Raw genomic sequence first — 16,776 nt, 5'->3', positions numbered from 1 at the left:
CTGACTACCAAAAAAGTACTGACTACCAAAAAAGTACTGACTACCAAAAAAGTACTGACTACCAAAAAAGTACTGACTACCAAAAAAGTACTGACTACCAAAAAAGTACTGACTACCAAAAAAGTACTGACTACCAAAAAAGTACTGACTACCAAAAAAGTACTGACTACCAAAAAAGTACTGACTACCAAAAAAGTACTGACTACCAAAAAAGTACAGGATGGGATAATGTATATCACATTATCCATGTCAAATCTCGAGCTCGCTTCGCTCGGTCTCAATTTGTATACAGTAGAAAAAAATGAAAATTAAAGCATCAAGAAATAAGCAGATCATTGTTCGTTTAACTGCAGATGAACATCAAGATATTAATGATGCCAGCAAGGCATTACAGCTCAATCAATCTGACTATATACGTAAAAAAATTTTAAGTGATGACTACAGTCAATTAATCGATCAACGTGATATTCATACGATTAGGATGATCGGGATTGTTCTCCCAAAAATCTTAATTGAACTCCAAGATAAAGATTTGATCCCCGAAGAATTATGTGACATTACAGAGCTCGTGCATGAGTTGAAAATCATTGTGCGTCGACTAAATGACCAGGTACGTTAGACATGATTATTAAAGTAATTCCAAACACATTAGGCACTTCTGTTGAAAATCGTATCAACGGTTTATCAGACTACATACATAATCCAAATCAAACGCGTATCGACTACCTCAGTGACTATATTACTCAGTTGCATGCTAGCTTTAGTCATGAGCTCATTTCTGAAAAATGTGTTTACTCGAATTCACGTAACTTTCTGGATGACAATATTGAGTATCAAAAAATTGAAATGTCACAAACTGCCAGTTTGAATACACGCGTGGATGACCCAATTGTTCATATCGTCGGAAGTTTTAAAAAATTTGAAGTCCCAACGACCCAGGAATTAGAAGAACAAATCGATATTTTAAGTAAACATCTCAAAGCAGATGACTTACAAATGCAGTATGCATTGCACATGGATACAGACAATGTACACTTCCATTTGATCATTAACCGAATCCATCCATACAGAAAAAATAATCATAATGAACATCAAGCGGTGGATCTCGGAGATGGTTGGATCTTAAATGCAGTACATCGAGCTGTTGCAGAAATTGAAGCAAAACAAGGCTGGGAACCTGAGCCAAATCCTCTGTTTATCTATAATCATGAAACTGGCCAATGTGAAAAAAACATCAACCACATATCAAATCCTGATGCATTTAAAATCAGTGCAAAGATTCGTGATCAAGAACATCGACATCAACAAAAGAGTCAGTTGCGCAATGACATTGCGACTGCAGGCAACTATCAAGCTGACCTTGAAAAAACCATTCAGCCTATCCTAAACGATGCAAATAGTTGGCAGGACTGGCATCAACAATTAGCAGGTTTAGGAATTTTGTATGAGCGAAAACGTAATGGTAGTATTTTTAAAATAAAAACTGATGATCAACAGTCTCTGACGTTTAAGGCTTCTTTATTTTGCAATAAACAAGTCACTTTAAAGAATTTGGAAAAGTGTTGGGGGGAGTTTACACCTCATCACGTTGATCAGATCAAAATCTATCAGCCCAAATTGAATGCGACAGCTCAGCACACTCCACATGAATCCTCAAAGATCTCTGCTTATCATTTATTCCAAAGTGAAGACTTTTTGGTTAAGGAGCTTCATGACGCTTATCTCAAGATGAAATCAACTAAAGATGTTTATAGTCAGAATCGTCGATCTAAATATCAGGATATCAGCTTCGAGAATGAACTTTATAAATACAATAAATCTTCTTTTTTAAAGCAACATCAAAAGAAATTTCCAGAACAGTCTACTGATACCATTTATACCCTATTGCATTATCAGCATCAGGCAGAACAACTGACCACCAGAGCTGAAATTAGAAAAGTATTTCTTTCCCAAAATCAAAATTTAAGCCAACAGACTTCTGAAAAACTATTTGATCAAAATTTTTTGTCTAGAAACTTTGATTCAACCCAAATTACCTCTTATGCTGATTTTTTAAGATTTGTTTCACCAACTAATCCTATATTGATACAACAACAATTTCTATTTGATCAACGTCAGTCTAAGAATTTTATTTATCAAGAAGATCCAGATATCAAGACTGCCAAAATACTGTTTGATTCAGAAGATCATAAAGAGCCTATTGGGATTCAAAATAGATATGGAATTCTGGTCTTTAGTAATTATTCAATCACCCGATTACAGCAATGTTTAAAGAATTTACATCCCGAGCATGAAGTATCAGTTCGAGGATCATCAGATTTTAAAAACTTATTTAAGATGCTGTCCCAACATAAATCCAATGAAATTCAAGATACAAACAAAAGTAGAACTCTGCCTGCTCTCTCAGAATTATCATTAGAGCAACTCCAAATTGGCTTCAAGCAACTCTATCAACATTTTAAGACAACAGGCGAATGCAAAAGCACAGCACTGATCAAAACTGGTTTACTTCTGAACTGTTGTGGCATCAAACTGAGCCAGCTCACATCTATTTTAGCAACATGTATTCAAAAGCATCAATTGCCTCAGCTTAATCAAGACGATCAGAGTATCTTGATCCAAAGACTGCATAACCTGATCTATACACAAGCTTCAAAATTAAATAAAAAATATTTCAACTCAAATGACATTGAGCAAACCTGGCAATTATATTTTTCTTTACAACATCAGCCTATGATCAACGAAAAATGCCATACCCTTGTTATAACCAACGATGCTTCGCAACATTTGAAAGACCTAACACTTATACCTAAAAATAAAGTGAACAAATCCTATCAACAGACAGAATCTTTATCTGAACTAGATTACTTACAGATGTTTGAGTTTTACGAATACAGTAGAAAAGCTAAGCTACAAAAACAACAGGAATTAGAGCGGAATAATATCTTCACGAGGCCAAAAGAAACATTGAATGATTCTGATCAAATTTTACAGTCAGCCTACCCTCTTAAAAAATATCGTATCGAATACAGATTTGGAGAAACATTTTATATCGATCAAGAGAAAGTCGCTTTTTTTGAAAGTAAAAAATCTGAAAATATTACTGTACTGAGCCAACAGCGTGACCATATTCACGATGCCTTATTATTAGCTAGAGATAAATTTGGTGTTGTATTGGTCTCTGGTACAGATGACTTTAAAAGACAGGTGCAAGAAATTGCACATGCAACAAATATAAGAATCGAATTTGACCACCCATTAATAGATCGTCAAGTTGAAAGCTCAGCGAACGACAAGATAGCTCACAATATTGTGCACCAAATAAATGAGCACAAGACTGTTATTCCTAATTCCCCTCCAACATCACCAACTATAGAAGATCACCCCCTCCCTATCGATAAAGAAAAGTCTATAACATTAGATGAAAACTCTAAGAGCCTAAACCGTACCACTGATAGCTATGATTTTGGTTTCTAGTCCTTCGGTAATCCCCCCTTCAAATTAATTTTTTATAAATTCTGATAGAAGATAAAAAAATGCTAAAAAAACTAGATTTTTCATCTTTATTGAGTTATAAAATCAATAGCCCCCTAGTTTTATAACAGACTAGTTGGTTAGCTAGAATTAAGGCTAGCGGGAGAAGGTCACTCTTATTTAAAGACATGAAAGGTTAACTCGTTTTTTACGTGTTTTTCGTGTGCTTTAAATAAGGTTAAATAGTGAAATCTTCGCAACTATACAATACATTTCTTCTTAATATTCTTCATAAATTGGTTCACAATTCATCGGATAGCTTTACTGTCTCTTTTATTAATATAAATAATTCTACGATGTTAGAAATATTTTGTGACTCCCTTCTTTCATTTCATTTTTTTGGATACAAGTATATCGGTAATAAATACTATAAAGTACATAATGGTTTAATTTTTAGCTACACCGTAGACCACGGAAAAAAAATTATTACTTTTAAATGTGATTTGAAAAAAGAAATATCTGGGTTGGACTTAATCACTAAAAAATTGTATTTAAATCGAATATTATTCAATAGCAATTAAAATTAAAAATAGTCAAATTAATACTGAAAAGTTAATTTAACTATTTTTTCGTTATTTCTTTTGTAAGCGTCCGCTGAACACACCTTCTGAATTCATCCTATAAGCCTTAATTTAGTCCCCACTTAGAAACAAGTGGGGACTTAAATTTATGACTACAAATCATCAGACATCCATCGCATCACTTGCGAAAAAACGAAGAACATACGTTGTGGTAGTCCATGAATTAACAGTGGCATAAATCTAAAAATTAAATTTTAATATATTATGAAGTTATGAAGTTATGAAGTTATGAAGTTATGAAGTTATGAAGTTATGAAGTTATGAAGTTATGAAGTTATGTTATTTAATCTTATAGATTAAATAACCTGTTCCCTTCTCATTTTATTTAAAACTTTTATCAACTAGTTGCTTAAAATCTTCTAAATTCTGCTCTGCCAGTGATTCTAAAGCTATTCTTACAATACTAGATCTGTTAACACGAGCATTATTACTTTTGATAATTAACTCATCGATTAACTCACTTAATTCTTGATTTAAAGAAAAGGTACAACGAACGAATTTCTTTTGTGAAACTTCTAGGTCCTTAACTCTTTTATCAGCTCCAGATATAAAGTTTTCAACCAGTTTATCTTGATCCGAAAGATCGTCAGTTTTCTTTTTTAAACCGCTAAGACCTGCCATAATTACACTCCTAAAAACTCTTGAGCTATCCCTTCAATCTCTGCTTTTGCCTTTGGATCACTTGTTACTTCAAAAACAGATAAGCCATTTTCATCTGCATCATCATAAACATTTCGGTTTGTCGTGATTTGGTCTAAGGCTTTTATTCCAAACGATACACAGGCTTCTTTAGCATCTAAAATTCGCTGTACTTGTGACGGTAATGTTGGGCATTGTGTAATGATTGCTCTGGCATTCAAATCTGGATTCACTGCTCGTGCCAGTTTTAATATTTGTTCCATATGATCCAAAGTCTTTAGATCTCTACGTTTAGGTCTAAAAGGCAATAGCATATGTGTTGCTATAGTCATAGCAGAGCGCAATGCTTCTGAATCTTGCCCACCAGCGTCAATGATAATATCTTCATATCTTTTTGATAAATCTTTTAAAACTTGACGAATATTGCCTGAAGCTTGTACAGATGGGATATTTTTCAAATCCTCATTCTCATCACGTTCTTTAATCCAGTCAGTAGTTGTACCTTGAGGATCTGCATCTAGAAGCAGAACATCTCTATTCTTTTTTTGTAAATAAACCGCTAAGTTTTGTGCAAGGCAGCTTTTACCAGCTCCGCCTTTTTCACCACCTACTAAAATAATCATAAGTTATGTAAGTTACGTAATTTTGTTAAAAACAATGTACAAGTTTCAATCTCCTGAATCAACTATTGTGAAAAATAAAGTTAGAAAATAAAGTTATCCACAAGTAATGCTCTTTTTTAATTTTATATATATTTTTAAATTTATATTTATAGAACCTTTGTATGCCTTATGTAGTCTAGTTCTCAGAGGATTTATATGGACGTTTTCCTGACAATAAGTGGACATTTTCCTTTATTTAAATAGACGTTTTCCTGACAATAAGTGGACATTTCCCTTTATTTAAATAGACGTTTTCCTGATATAAATGGACATTTTCCTGATATAAATGGACATTTTCCTGATATAGATAAGACTTCTTGCGTTGGTCAAAATTTAAACATCTTAAAGCTACATTTAATAAGGTCTTAGCCAATTCAAAAATTAGGGTATTACCAATACTCTCGCAAGATGTTTAGATGTTTATAGATATTCCATTAATGGTCATTAAGTGTTAATGTCAATTAATGATATTTGTTTCTCTAATCACAATATGGCAAATCTAATTTATAAAGATAATAACTTGATTGAAGCATCTTATGCGTTGACTTTGTCTGAACAACGCTTAATTTTAGTTGCGATTATTGCAGCTAGGGAAATTGAAAAAGAGCTTACATCGGATACCTTGCTAACAATACATGCATCTGAATACATGAAGCACTTTAATTTGGGTCGTCAAGCGGCCTATGAGGCTCTTCAGGGAGCGTGTGATAACTTGTTTGAACGTAGACTCACCTATAAGGCCATAGATCCTGTTACAGGTAAGCAAGCGGTCTACAAAAGCCGTTGGGTATCAAAAGTTGGCTATGTTAAAGAAGCTGCATGCGCTCAACTAATTTTTGCTCCTGATATTTTACAGCTTTTTGTAAAACTTGAAGAAAAATTTACCCGTTATGAATTAAAGCAAATTTCTCAATTATCTAGCGTATACGCTATACGGCTGTATGAACTTTTGATTAGATGGCGTAGCAAAGGTAAGCTATATATTAGTATGGTTGAATTGCGTGATAAGTTAGGTTTACTTGAAAATGAATATAAAACCATGGGCGATTTTAAAAAGCGTGTATTGACTGTTGCCATAGATCAAATTAATAAACTTACTGATATCGATGTAAGTTATGAGCAGAAAAAAGAAGGAAGAACAATTACACATATCGAATTTTCTTTTAATCAAAAAGCTTCCTTAATTGTTAGTGATAAGGTACTGGAACCTACATATCAGTTGACACCAAAACAATCTATATTTTTCGCTCAAAAATTGTGTGACCTTATCAAATATCCCGAATTCGGGGGAAAATATGCCAATGTAGGTGAGGAGATCGAAGCGTTTAAAGAAAGGATTTCACTTGAACTTCTCGATCCTGAAAAGGTAAAAAAGTATTATCCTGATTTGTTAAAAGTAGGCTATAAAGAAAAATATAAATCAGAAAAGTTATCATAATCTGAATAATAGAAATTCTTATTTTGAACACTACTAACCTATAGGAAAAAATTTAGTCTGCCTTGGTAACCCTAGTTCTATAATTTGGTCTTTATTGAGAAGTGTCCATTTTAATTGGAAGGCTATTACATGAATGGTTAGCAGCTGATCTATAAGGAATATTAAATTATAAAGTTACATAACTTACGTAACTTATGAAATTATGTAATCCTAAAGAGAGTGATAAGATGGAAACCTCTGCCTGTCATGCTTGTCAGGGATTTGTCCATATATGGAAGTTCAGTGCTGAAAACGAAGGATTCATCTAATGAGAAGAACTGCCCGGGATTAATCTTCCAGGAATATTAAATTATAAAGTTGCATAACTTACGTAACTTATGAAATTATGTAATCTTGAAGAGAGTGATAAGATGGAAACCTCTGCCTGTCATGCTTGTCAGGGATTTGTCCATATATGGAAGCGCAGTGCTGAAAACGAAGGATCCATCTAATGAGAAGAACTGCCCGGGATTAATCTTCCAGGAATATAAAATTATAAAGTTGCATAACTTACATAACTTATGAAATTATGTAATCCTGAAGAGAGTGATGAGATGGAAACCTTTCCTGGTTATGCTTGTCAGGGATTTGTCCATATATGGAAGTTCAGTGCTGAAAACGAAGGATCCATCTAATGAGAAGAACTGCCCGGGATTAATCTTCCAGGAATATAAAATTATAAAGTTGCATAATTTACATAACTTATGAAATTATGTAATCCTGAAGAGAGTGATGCGATGTAAAACTCTTTCTGTACTGCCATACTTACAATACCAGCGCACAGCCCAAAGAATGATTTCGCCCCAAAGATGGTGCCGACTATGGAAGTGATTCATCTATTGAACCTTTAGTTGAAATCCTATTTTTAACACTGCCATTTTTCCTCTTTTATAGCGTTTACTCTAATTTCAACTGCAACAAAAGAGGAAAGATGATTCACCAATTAATAGTCAAAGCTGAAGAAATTTTCAGGGAAACAAGAACGGAAAGCTTTTTGAATATCGCTGTACTCACACTCAGGATGCTTCTCTAAATAACGTCTAGTCCAAATCAGTGTGGCTTCATAATCGTTAAAGCACTGATCGAGTTGTAAAAAAATCCACAGTTCATGGGCTTTTTGAATGAAAAAGTCATTAATAATCATGAGAGCAATTTTCTTTTCAGTGTTTGAATCTGGGTATGAGTACATAATATGTTTCTCCTATAGAGATGATAAATAGATTAGTTGATAAGCTATTTATAACACATAAAAAATGTGTTTGTCACATAATTTATGTGTTTTTTGTAATTCTATGGTCTGTGTTATACTTTTAATTCAAACAGATTGTATTTATCACGATGCCGTACGAAGAATTTCAAAGACTTATGGGGAAAGCAGGTCTTTCAATTAAGGAATTTGCAACATTATTGGACATGAACCCAAATTCCATAACTAACTATAAAAAGATCGGAAAAGTACCTACTCATATTGCTGTTCTGGTTTATTTGCTTTCTAGCATGAAAGATGAGGGTATAGACTTTTACCCTATTTTCGAAAAAATTAAGTCGTATTCAAAAGACTAAGACTTTAGTTTTTTTGATTGTTTTAAGCTGTTAGTGATGACGTAAAAAATGCCTGAAGTTCAGGCATTTTTGTTTCAGGGACTTATAAGCCTCGATAGAACTTTTCAATAAAGTTTCGTGTTTTGAGAACCAGGGGGCTTTGTTGCACAAATCTATCTGTAAAAGCTTTTTCAGCAAAATAATTTTCAAATGAATAAGCCTACACAGAAAATCTACCGCACAACCAATTGGCCCGTATATAACCGAGCACTCATGAGTCGAGGAAATATTGCCATTTGGTTTGATCCTGCTACGCAATGGTATGCTCCATCAAAAGGCAAACAAGGGCGAAATCAAACCTACTTACATCTCAAAAGCAGCGTCCTCAAATTTAGCCATTTTTTGTTAGTTGTTAGTGGATTAATCCACTAACATTTGTGTTATTCCCTAGAGGAAGTCTCCTACTAATTCAGCACAAATTATTAGCCTCAAATACTAATAAAATAGAAAAATTCTTGGTTGAAAAAAGATTTATGAAGAAAGTCTATTATTCTTTATATTCAACAATATAGTATTTACCTTCTGTCTTGATTGATGAAGGAGCTTTAAGCTTACTAAAAGTTAAGGCTTCTTTAAAACTATAAAATTTTTTTGATTTTATTACCAATATCTTTTTACATATTGGTGTTGATGGCTCCTCATTTTGGCCGTAATCTAAATCATCATCTCTTGGTAACCAATCAGTACCAATAAATGGATCTAAATTGTGGGAAATTGCGTATTCGGCAGCTGAACTCATAACTCTTACCTATATGATTTGATCAATTAAATTTTTTATAAAATTATATCTTTTCGTAATGTAAATGTCTTTTATTAAATCACTACCAATCATTTGAGAGTATTCAAGATAATACTTAAAAACCTTAAGATCTTTTAGTATTGACATTTTTAAAATTTTATTTTTATGTTGTGTATAATTTATAGGGTAATTTTCTTGATAACCGTTGCAAAATAAATTCCATAAATTCATTCTATTTAAAGTAATACACATCCAATAAAAACATGATATGTCGTAATATTTGTCGTATAATTTAGAATCATCCCAATCAATAAAATATATTTTTTTTGCTAAAATAGCATTACCACCATGGGTATCACCATGTATAAATATTAAATTTTCATAATAAATTGATTCAAGGCTTTTTTCTTTAAAAAATATCAAAATATTGTTAAATGAATAATATGCTTTTTTATTAATAAATTTTAATATCTCTAATATATATTCTAATTCTTTAATACATTCTTTAAAAATATCCACTTCCGCATAATGTTTTTTATAAGTCATTGATTTAATGTGAATTAAGCTTAATTCTCTTCCATATTTGATAGCATTATTATTATTCTCATAATTTATATCCTTACCTTCTATAAAATATTGTAAATAGAAGAATAGTTTATACTCATCAAAATATAGTTCACTATATAATTTATTATTGTAATTTAATAAAATTTTAGGTATTTCTATCGATTTCTGAATAAATTTAATAAAATTTATTCTCTCTATATCAATTTTATCTTTTTTCAATATTTTTAATATAAATTTTGAATTTTTATAATTTACTTTATAAACAAATTCTGGGTATGATTTAATCAAAATTATAGATTCTGGAGAAAAACCATAGTTAATATATATAGTTTTAATTAATTGGCACTCTAACTTCTTTATTATATTCAATAACATAGGGATAATCTTCAAAAAGTGTTTTCTTAATAAGTTGAGTATTCAAAATAAACATGCGAAAAATTCTTTTAGCAAATTAGGCTTAGCTTGTTTATAGATGAAATTAAAACAGACGTACACATGGTTACTTTTTTATGGCAACTTAACATTTTATGTTATTCCCAAGTAGAAATGTCCTATATGGACATTTCTACTTGGGAATAACACTAGCCCTGCATAGGGCTAGATATAGCGATTAGACCCAATTCTCTAGCTTTAGACCATCAATCCGTTCAAATTCTTTTGTATTGTTCGTGACCAATACAACATCCAACGCCAAGGCATGAGCAGCGATCAGCATATCTAAGCTGCCAATCGGTTTACCTGTCGATTGAAGATCCTGGCGTAATTTAGCGTAATGCCAAATTGCTTGTTCATTGTAAGGTAGGATATCTAATGGTGACAAAAATTTATTTAAAGCTTGTTTATTACGTTCAGATCTAGATTTCTCCACACCAAAAGCTAGCTCCGATGCCGTGATACTTGAAATCGCAAGCTGGCCGAGTTGGTATTGCTTAAACCGTTCAAAAACGTGTTGAGGCTTATTGTTGATTACATAGATACAAATATTTGTGTCTAAGAGGTAAATCATTTGAACTCCTCACGGAACTGTTCACCTTGATCAGCACGTTCTAACTGGAATCCAGACTCGAATTCGTTAACTGCTTCCAGCATGACATCCCAAGGATTATCAATTGGCATCAATAACACACCACGTCCGAAGCTTTTGATAGCGACCTCAGTACCATTAAAACGAAAGGCTTTAGGCAAGCGAACAGCCTGACTGCGGCCAGTTTGAAATACTTTCGCAATTTCCATATTCAGCTCCTAGTATTATGATATGTATCATAGGTATATATCATATCATTAAAGCATAGAGTGTCAAAGTTGCATTAAAATAATAAGACAATAAAAAAGCCCGACATCCTGTCGGGCTTTTTCATATTGGGTGTTTAAGTATAACTCCTGTCGTACCTCACGTCCTGGTGTTGCACTTATCATTATTGTTTTATGTGTTGGAACATCCTGTTCTCTATGTCCCCATCATATGAAAAATCCCCATACTGACATAGACGCAATGGTCCCTAATTCATGTCAGCCTTGGCTTACAAGATTGCTCAAAACTTACCCCAAGGTTTATCCGCAGAAATTGCGGATAATTTCCGAAGTGCAGGCATTGAGTTATCAGGGAAAAAGCGAAATATGGGCGTTTTTTAATCGATTTTATTGGCCGAAAGTGACAAATTTGTTCAATAAAAAGCCGACTTGTTTCAAAATCGGCTTTTTGGACATTTTTTGGCTTTGGTGAAATTTTTAAGTGTTTGATATATAACTTAATATACAAGTGTATTGCGTATAACCACCATTATGTTAAATGGATGGATTTTTATTAAACATGCTAACCAGAAATTCTAGAAAAAACTTAAAGTTAGATTAAACTTTCATCATCTTAATTTAGTAGGAATTTAAAGATGAACATTTATAAAAAAATATTATTACCACTTACATTAAATTTTCTGATTAATTCTAGCTTCGCGAATTCGAATAGTTTCAATGAAATTGAAACCTTAGCTCTTAAGGGGGATGCAAGTAAGCAATATAACCTTGGGGTGATGTATGCCAATGGTCATGGCGTAGGTCAAAGTGATGCGAAAGCCTTTGAATGGTATAGCAAGGCAGCGGCACAGGGGCATGCAAGTGCGCAATATAAGCTTGGGTTGATGTATGACAACGGTCAAGGGGTAGTCCAAAATTATGCCAAAGCCTTTGAATGGTATAGCAAGGCAGCGGCAAAGGGGGATGCAGATGCGCAAACTAACCTTGGGTTTATGTATGCCAATGGTCATGGCGTAGGTCAAAGTGATGCGAAAGCCTTTGAATGGTTTAGCAAGGCAGCGGCACAGGGGGATGCAAGTGCGCAATTTAACCTTGGGTTGATGTATGCCAACGGTAGTGGCGTAGGTCAAAGTGATGCGAAAGCCTTTGAATGGTATAGCAAGGCAGCGGCACAGGGGGATGCAAGTGCGCAATTTAACCTTGGGGTGAGGTATGCCAACGGTCGTGGCGTAGGTCAAAGTGATGCGAAAGCCTTTGAATGGTTTAGCAAGGCAGCGGCACAGGGGAATGCAAGTGCGCAATATAACCTTGGGGTGATGTATGACAACGGTCAAGGGGTAGCCCAAAATTATGCCAAAGCCTTTGAATGGTATAGCAAGGCAGCGGCTCAGGGGAATGCAGTTGCACAATATAATCTCGGGGTGATGTATGCCAAGGGTCAAGGCGTAGCGCAGAGCGATCTGAAGGCTTTTGAGTGGTATAGCAAGGCAGCGACTCAGGGGTATGCAGCTGCACAATATAATCTCGGGGTGATGTATTCCAAGGGTCAAGGCGTAGCGCAGAGCGATCTGAAGGCTTTTGAGTGGTATAGCAAGGCAGCGACTCAGGGGTATGCAGCTGCACAAAGTAACCTCGGGGTGATGTATTTCAAGGGTCAAGGCGTAGCGCAGAGCGATCTGAAGGCTTTTGAGTGGTATAGCAAGGCAGCGACTCAGGGGTATGCAGCTGCACAATATAATCTCGGGCTGATGTATGACAATGGCCGAGGCGTAGCGCAGAGCGATCTGAAGGCTTTTGAGTGGTATAGCAAGGCAGCGGCTCAGGGAGATGCAGCTGCACAAAATAACCTTGCTATCATGTACACAAATGGCCAAGGTGTTGTGCAAAATAGTGCTTTGGCAAATGAGTGGCTTTTAAAGGCAGCCAATAATGGTAATGCTATGGCTCAATTCAATATTGGTCAGAATTATCTATATGGCAATAATGGTTTGCCAAAAAATCGTACACAAGCTTTAAACTGGCTTAGAAAAGCATCTAATAATGGTCATGCTCAAGCAAAATTAATGCTTGCAGGACTACAATAATTTTAACATTATGCGAAGCATGGACACTAGATCCACGCTTTTTTGTGGGCATCATAATATTTTATAAGTGCATATAAGTTTTTTATTAATGTTATTTTTCAAGGTTCTAAGTTATGTGTAAAAAATATTTAACATCTATTTTATTTAGTACAAGCGTTTTTTTAATTGGGTGTTCGAATGGCACTAATGCAGATATTCAATCCTTAAAAACAGAAAAGGAGGTTGTCAAAAAAGAGGCAGAAAAACTTTCTCCTGAAGATGACCCAAATCTAAAAGGAACTTCCGTTCTTGGTTTTAAAATGCGAGATTCAACATTTGAGTCAGTGAAAAAACGTTTGAATAAATATAAAGTAAATGGAGAGTCATATGCTGGTGGGCCTGTTTTGGAAAATGATGGGTCTGGATTTGATGTGGACGGTCTCACATTTACCCAGTTTGGATTTGATAAAAATCAAAAATTAGTTTATGTGGGAATGGAATTAACAGAAAATAATCATATGTCACATGAGACTTATAAAAAAATTGTTAATTATGTTAAGAAAAATAATTATAAGATTGTTAGAGAAAAAGCACCTTTTGTAGGAAGTCAGGAAACTGAGTTTGTCACACCAAATAATGAAACTATCTTAGTCAGTGCTCCACATATGGGGGGATTTAAAGTGAATGTCGAGTATCTAACCCATGAGTTTTCTCAGCAACGATCAAAAATTAAGGAAGAGACTCAGCATAATAAGCAATTATCCGAATCTGCTAATTTTTAATTTAACTGATAAAAATGGCGGAGGAATATTTTTTAGTAAATGAATGTTATTTAATTGCTTTCAGGACTGTATTAATTATTAGACCTCTTGCGTTAGTCAAAATTTAATCAGTGATAAGCGTTGATTTTTAAATACATATCAAAATCTAAAATAGTCATAAAAGATACTTTCGCAAGAGGTCTATTATTTTACTCAAAATTAACATAATACGCGTTATACGAAATCAAATCAAAAATGGGAGCCTTAAGCTCCCATTTTTAGTCTTTAATGCGCTTTTTCGCTTCATCATAAACTATGCTGTCAGCTCGTTTCCCGACGGTGATGAGCAAGATCACCTCTGAGTATATTCTTGGGAATATGTTGCTGCTTATGACCTTAGCGAGTTTCTTCTTGAATTGATCTCTTATGGCACTAGGGAGCTTTTTCCATTCAGCTGTGAAGTCCTTTTATCCTTCAATTTACAGGCTTTGCTCATAAAGTTTGCTATATAGCGAACAAATGAAATCTCTGAATTAGATGGAGGATTAAAATGGATAGAAGGCAGTATACTTATCGTGTAATGTGGTCAGCAGAATTTATTTGATATTTTGATACTGACATTCTGTTCTCAGACGCTACCAGAAAATCTAAAAATTTACTTTGAATCCAATCCAGAGGAATTAAATGAAAAAGCTTGTAATCGTATCCCTTTTAAGTCTTGCAATGTTGAGTGGTTGCAGTAAAGATCCCTTAGATAAAACATTTGATTTAACAAGCTTCAATAGTCTTTCAGAGTCATCAGGAATTGTGTTTAAAGAAATTCCAGAAAATGATGCCGCTATTATTCAGTGGGCAATGGACTCAATAGGTATCAATGATAAATATGACACTATTGAAATATTTAAGGACAAATGGGGAGCTGATATTACATATCGCAAGATGATTAAAATGGCCATAGGTAAACGCAAGCCAGAAGTAAATGCTCAATATGACCAATTAAAGGCTATTGAGAAAGAATGGACTGATCTTTATAACGATCTTTCAAAAATTAAAGCTACTAATGTTAGATTCGGAGAACATCGAGATCCTTTTTTGGAAAAGGGGGTGTGGTTTGATGTTCACAATGGAAGTCAGCAAAACTTATCTTCTATTCAATGGTATTTAGAACTTTATTTAGATGATGAAAAAGAACCTTATGCGACTTATAGAGGCTTAGATCTCTATAAATTTGGTGAAAACGGCTTAAGAGCAGGGCAAAATGACCACCGTTTCATAAAGATTGATGATTTTATGAGGGATTCAGGAAAAAAATGGTATGACTTAAGAGTGAAAGACGCTAAGAAAAAAACGATTAAAGCCACAGTGATTCCAAATTCGGCTGAAAATTTCTCAGACGAAAAGATTATTACAGGGAATCTAGTGAGTGAATTAGAAAAAATAGAAAGTGAAAAACTTATGATTGCAAACGCTGAAAAATTGCTTTGATCGTAAGCATACGGTAATCCCCGTAGCTGTATTTTAACTGGCTTCGGGTGCCCAACGATGAGGGAGTAAATCCTCAAACTCTGTGACTTTATACACCATAATCTTATGTGGAATCTGGAAAACTAAGTGATTTATGTTAGTGATACGGGCTGTACCTTGTGTTTCGGTTTTGACTGTATCTCCTACTGAAAATACACCTACTCATTACGGGTAAGTCTGTCTTCGGATTCGTAAACTTCTCATACATATCCTGTAAGCATGATTTACCTTTGATTAAGGTGTCTTATTTTAGTGAATTTTCAATATGATACCGTATTACTTAGTATGAATCTTTACTTATCTATCATTAATTTCAGAATAGAATTTCTTAGTTTTACTTAATCTCATAAGTTAAGATTCTCTAAAATTAACATAATACAGCTTATACGTAATGCTTGATATTTCTCTTTAAATATCATTATATTAAAGCAAGCCGTTCTGGAATATAGGGCACCAGAGCGGCTTTTTATTGATTATTCATGTTCCACGCTTAAAATTCGAACAGTGTTTCATGATTTTTATAAGTTAAACTAAATTTAGTTGCTAATCCCAATAAGCTATTCACTAACTTGTAAATATCGGTATACCGCCTGACGACTAATCCCAAAAGCTTTCCCTAATGCCATTTTCGATGGATACTTCCCCTCCTTCCATGCTTGTCGTAAAGCTTCAGCTTGGTCAGGCTTTAGTTTATGCACCCGACCTTTGTACTTCCCCTGAGCAGAGGCGAGTTTTATTCCTTCCTTTTGCCGCTCTAAAATGATCTCACGTTCGAACTGTGCAAAAGCACCCATCATTTGAAGCATCAAATTATCCATCGGGGTGGATTCGGCTGTAAAAGTAATATTTTCTTTTACAAACTGGATGGCGATCCCTCGTTTGACCAGTTTATCTACTTCAGTGACCAAATCTTTTAGGCTTCGCGCAAAACGATCCATTGAATGTACAATCACCCTGTCCCCTTCCCGGACATAGTTCAACATTTCCTGAAATTTAGGTCGGTCAGTATTTTTACCTGAAGCACGGTCAACAAAAATCCGGTCGACCTCAATTCCTTCAAGTTGACGTCCAGTGTTTTGCTCGACAGAACTTACCCGGACATACCCTACTTTTTGGCCTTTCACTTTTTCACGCCCCAATTGGATAAAAATGAACAATTTCGTAAATTATAATTCTTTAACACTAAAGTTACATGTTACTTATGATTAAAAATCATTTAAATGATACATAATTTCATGAACTTTCAGATTGTAACTTTAGGGTATACTTTAAAGTTACACAAAACATCTATATGAAGACTAAAGTCCAAATTAGTGTTTATGTTGGTTCAATGTATTACATTTCGTATTTTCTATTTGTAACGTAATTTCAGTAAT

The 16,776-nt window shown here is 34.2% G+C and carries 17 protein-coding genes and 2 pseudogenes; 10 read left to right on the top strand and 9 right to left on the bottom strand.

Going from position 1 to position 16,776, the window contains the following annotated elements:
* The 3 genes from FTU35_RS13380 to FTU35_RS12710 all read left to right on the top strand — a co-directional run.
* On the top strand, positions 1–312 hold a 312-nt coding region (locus FTU35_RS13380; RefSeq protein WP_218951287.1), incomplete at its 5' end, for a hypothetical protein.
* Complete coding sequence (locus FTU35_RS12715) at positions 302–619, top strand: hypothetical protein (RefSeq protein ID WP_180064783.1); 318 nt, start codon at positions 302–304, stop codon at positions 617–619. The genes FTU35_RS13380 and FTU35_RS12715, both read left to right, overlap by 11 nt.
* Positions 620–621: 2 nt before the next feature.
* The gene (locus FTU35_RS12710) at positions 622–3,477 is read left to right on the top strand and encodes a relaxase/mobilization nuclease domain-containing protein (protein WP_180064782.1); all 2,856 of its coding nucleotides are present in this window, start codon (positions 622–624) and stop codon (positions 3,475–3,477) included.
* A 959-nt stretch (positions 3,478–4,436) separates the two neighbouring features.
* Here FTU35_RS12710 and FTU35_RS12705 read toward each other — a convergent pair.
* Both FTU35_RS12705 and FTU35_RS12700 read right to left on the bottom strand, forming a co-directional pair.
* On the bottom strand, positions 4,437–4,736 hold the full coding sequence (locus FTU35_RS12705; protein ID WP_004778793.1) for a hypothetical protein: 300 nt from the start codon (positions 4,734–4,736) through the stop codon (positions 4,437–4,439).
* A 2-nt stretch (positions 4,737–4,738) separates the two neighbouring features.
* A complete protein-coding gene (locus FTU35_RS12700; RefSeq protein ID WP_180064781.1) occupies positions 4,739–5,377 on the bottom strand; it encodes an AAA family ATPase in 639 nt (212 codons plus the stop codon).
* 529 nt (positions 5,378–5,906) lie between these two features.
* Between FTU35_RS12700 and repM the strand changes: the two genes are divergently transcribed.
* Positions 5,907–6,854, top strand: a complete 948-nt coding sequence (gene repM, locus FTU35_RS12695) for a replication initiation protein RepM (protein WP_216070535.1) — start codon at positions 5,907–5,909, stop codon at positions 6,852–6,854.
* 770 nt (positions 6,855–7,624) lie between these two features.
* Here repM and FTU35_RS13375 read toward each other — a convergent pair.
* Positions 7,625–7,729, bottom strand: a pseudogene (locus tag FTU35_RS13375) (IS6 family transposase); the annotation flags it as partial.
* 107 nt (positions 7,730–7,836) lie between these two features.
* On the bottom strand, positions 7,837–8,082 hold the full coding sequence (locus FTU35_RS12690; protein WP_034171689.1) for a hypothetical protein: 246 nt from the start codon (positions 8,080–8,082) through the stop codon (positions 7,837–7,839).
* A 149-nt stretch (positions 8,083–8,231) separates the two neighbouring features.
* Here FTU35_RS12690 and FTU35_RS12685 point away from each other — a divergent pair, with 149 nt between their 5' ends.
* Positions 8,232–8,456, top strand: a complete 225-nt coding sequence (locus FTU35_RS12685) for an XRE family transcriptional regulator (protein ID WP_168419460.1) — start codon at positions 8,232–8,234, stop codon at positions 8,454–8,456.
* A gap of 189 nt (positions 8,457–8,645) precedes the next feature.
* A pseudogene (locus tag FTU35_RS12680) lies at positions 8,646–8,798 on the top strand (IS5/IS1182 family transposase); the annotation flags it as partial.
* Positions 8,799–8,982: 184 nt separating this feature from the next.
* On the opposite strand, the gene FTU35_RS12675 reads toward FTU35_RS12680, so the two are convergent.
* The 4 genes from FTU35_RS12675 to FTU35_RS12660 all read right to left on the bottom strand — a co-directional run bounded on the left by FTU35_RS12675 (position 8,983) and on the right by FTU35_RS12660 (position 11,034).
* Positions 8,983–9,234 carry a hypothetical protein gene (locus tag FTU35_RS12675; RefSeq protein WP_180064780.1) on the bottom strand — a complete coding sequence of 84 codons (252 nt, stop codon included), beginning with the start codon at positions 9,232–9,234 and terminating at the stop codon, positions 8,983–8,985.
* Between the two features lie 9 nt (positions 9,235–9,243).
* Positions 9,244–10,176 carry a phosphotransferase gene (locus tag FTU35_RS12670; RefSeq protein WP_180064779.1) on the bottom strand — a complete coding sequence of 311 codons (933 nt, stop codon included), beginning with the start codon at positions 10,174–10,176 and terminating at the stop codon, positions 9,244–9,246.
* 235 nt (positions 10,177–10,411) lie between these two features.
* Entirely contained in the window at positions 10,412–10,807 is a 396-nt protein-coding gene (locus FTU35_RS12665; protein WP_180064778.1) for a type II toxin-antitoxin system VapC family toxin, read from the bottom strand.
* On the bottom strand, positions 10,804–11,034 hold the full coding sequence (locus FTU35_RS12660; RefSeq protein ID WP_004282079.1) for an antitoxin: 231 nt from the start codon (positions 11,032–11,034) through the stop codon (positions 10,804–10,806). The genes FTU35_RS12665 and FTU35_RS12660 overlap by 4 nt, the downstream gene beginning before the upstream one ends.
* A 273-nt stretch (positions 11,035–11,307) precedes the next feature.
* Here FTU35_RS12660 and FTU35_RS13515 point away from each other — a divergent pair, with 273 nt between their 5' ends.
* The 4 genes from FTU35_RS13515 to FTU35_RS12645 all read left to right on the top strand — a co-directional run bounded on the left by FTU35_RS13515 (position 11,308) and on the right by FTU35_RS12645 (position 15,361).
* Positions 11,308–11,433, top strand: coding sequence for a hypothetical protein (locus FTU35_RS13515; RefSeq protein WP_257224337.1), 126 nt, complete (start codon positions 11,308–11,310; stop codon positions 11,431–11,433).
* 254 nt (positions 11,434–11,687) lie between these two features.
* Positions 11,688–13,136, top strand: a complete 1,449-nt coding sequence (locus FTU35_RS12655) for an SEL1-like repeat protein (protein ID WP_180064777.1) — start codon at positions 11,688–11,690, stop codon at positions 13,134–13,136.
* A gap of 113 nt (positions 13,137–13,249) precedes the next feature.
* Positions 13,250–13,897, top strand: coding sequence for a hypothetical protein (locus FTU35_RS12650; RefSeq protein WP_180064776.1), 648 nt, complete (start codon positions 13,250–13,252; stop codon positions 13,895–13,897).
* Positions 13,898–14,560: 663 nt separating this feature from the next.
* Positions 14,561–15,361 carry a hypothetical protein gene (locus tag FTU35_RS12645; protein ID WP_180064775.1) on the top strand — a complete coding sequence of 267 codons (801 nt, stop codon included), beginning with the start codon at positions 14,561–14,563 and terminating at the stop codon, positions 15,359–15,361.
* 596 nt (positions 15,362–15,957) lie between these two features.
* Here the strand turns inward: FTU35_RS12645 and FTU35_RS12640 are convergent.
* Positions 15,958–16,524: a recombinase family protein gene (locus FTU35_RS12640; RefSeq protein ID WP_000678311.1), complete on the bottom strand. Its 567-nt coding sequence runs from the start codon at positions 16,522–16,524 to the stop codon at positions 15,958–15,960.
* Positions 16,525–16,776 lie beyond the last annotated feature (252 nt).

It is taken from the genome of Acinetobacter sp. YH12095 (assembly GCF_013419245.1).
GTDB classification, from domain to species: Bacteria; Pseudomonadota; Gammaproteobacteria; order Pseudomonadales; family Moraxellaceae; genus Acinetobacter; species Acinetobacter towneri.
This window is presented reverse-complemented; position numbering and strand designations above follow the sequence as displayed.

What these genes read in the sequence shown, in the direction of transcription:
- FTU35_RS12650 (WP_180064776.1), top strand. Translation starts at nt 13,250, where the DNA reads ATGTGTAAAAAATATTTAACATCTATTTTATTTAGTACAAGCGTTTTT.
- FTU35_RS13515 (WP_257224337.1), top strand. Translation starts at nt 11,308, where the DNA reads ATGTCAGCCTTGGCTTACAAGATTGCTCAAAACTTACCCCAAGGTTTA.
- FTU35_RS12670 (WP_180064779.1), bottom strand. Translation starts at nt 10,176, where the DNA reads ATGTTATTGAATATAATAAAGAAGTTAGAGTGCCAATTAATTAAAACT.
- FTU35_RS12685 (WP_168419460.1), top strand. Translation starts at nt 8,232, where the DNA reads ATGCCGTACGAAGAATTTCAAAGACTTATGGGGAAAGCAGGTCTTTCA.
- FTU35_RS12645 (WP_180064775.1), top strand. Translation starts at nt 14,561, where the DNA reads ATGAAAAAGCTTGTAATCGTATCCCTTTTAAGTCTTGCAATGTTGAGT.
- repM (WP_216070535.1), top strand. Translation starts at nt 5,907, where the DNA reads ATGGCAAATCTAATTTATAAAGATAATAACTTGATTGAAGCATCTTAT.
- FTU35_RS12660 (WP_004282079.1), bottom strand. Translation starts at nt 11,034, where the DNA reads ATGGAAATTGCGAAAGTATTTCAAACTGGCCGCAGTCAGGCTGTTCGC.
- FTU35_RS12690 (WP_034171689.1), bottom strand. Translation starts at nt 8,082, where the DNA reads ATGTACTCATACCCAGATTCAAACACTGAAAAGAAAATTGCTCTCATG.
- FTU35_RS12655 (WP_180064777.1), top strand. Translation starts at nt 11,688, where the DNA reads ATGAACATTTATAAAAAAATATTATTACCACTTACATTAAATTTTCTG.
- FTU35_RS12710 (WP_180064782.1), top strand. Translation starts at nt 622, where the DNA reads ATGATTATTAAAGTAATTCCAAACACATTAGGCACTTCTGTTGAAAAT.
- FTU35_RS12665 (WP_180064778.1), bottom strand. Translation starts at nt 10,807, where the DNA reads ATGATTTACCTCTTAGACACAAATATTTGTATCTATGTAATCAACAAT.
- FTU35_RS12705 (WP_004778793.1), bottom strand. Translation starts at nt 4,736, where the DNA reads ATGGCAGGTCTTAGCGGTTTAAAAAAGAAAACTGACGATCTTTCGGAT.
- FTU35_RS12700 (WP_180064781.1), bottom strand. Translation starts at nt 5,377, where the DNA reads ATGATTATTTTAGTAGGTGGTGAAAAAGGCGGAGCTGGTAAAAGCTGC.
- FTU35_RS12715 (WP_180064783.1), top strand. Translation starts at nt 302, where the DNA reads ATGAAAATTAAAGCATCAAGAAATAAGCAGATCATTGTTCGTTTAACT.
- FTU35_RS12675 (WP_180064780.1), bottom strand. Translation starts at nt 9,234, where the DNA reads ATGAGTTCAGCTGCCGAATACGCAATTTCCCACAATTTAGATCCATTT.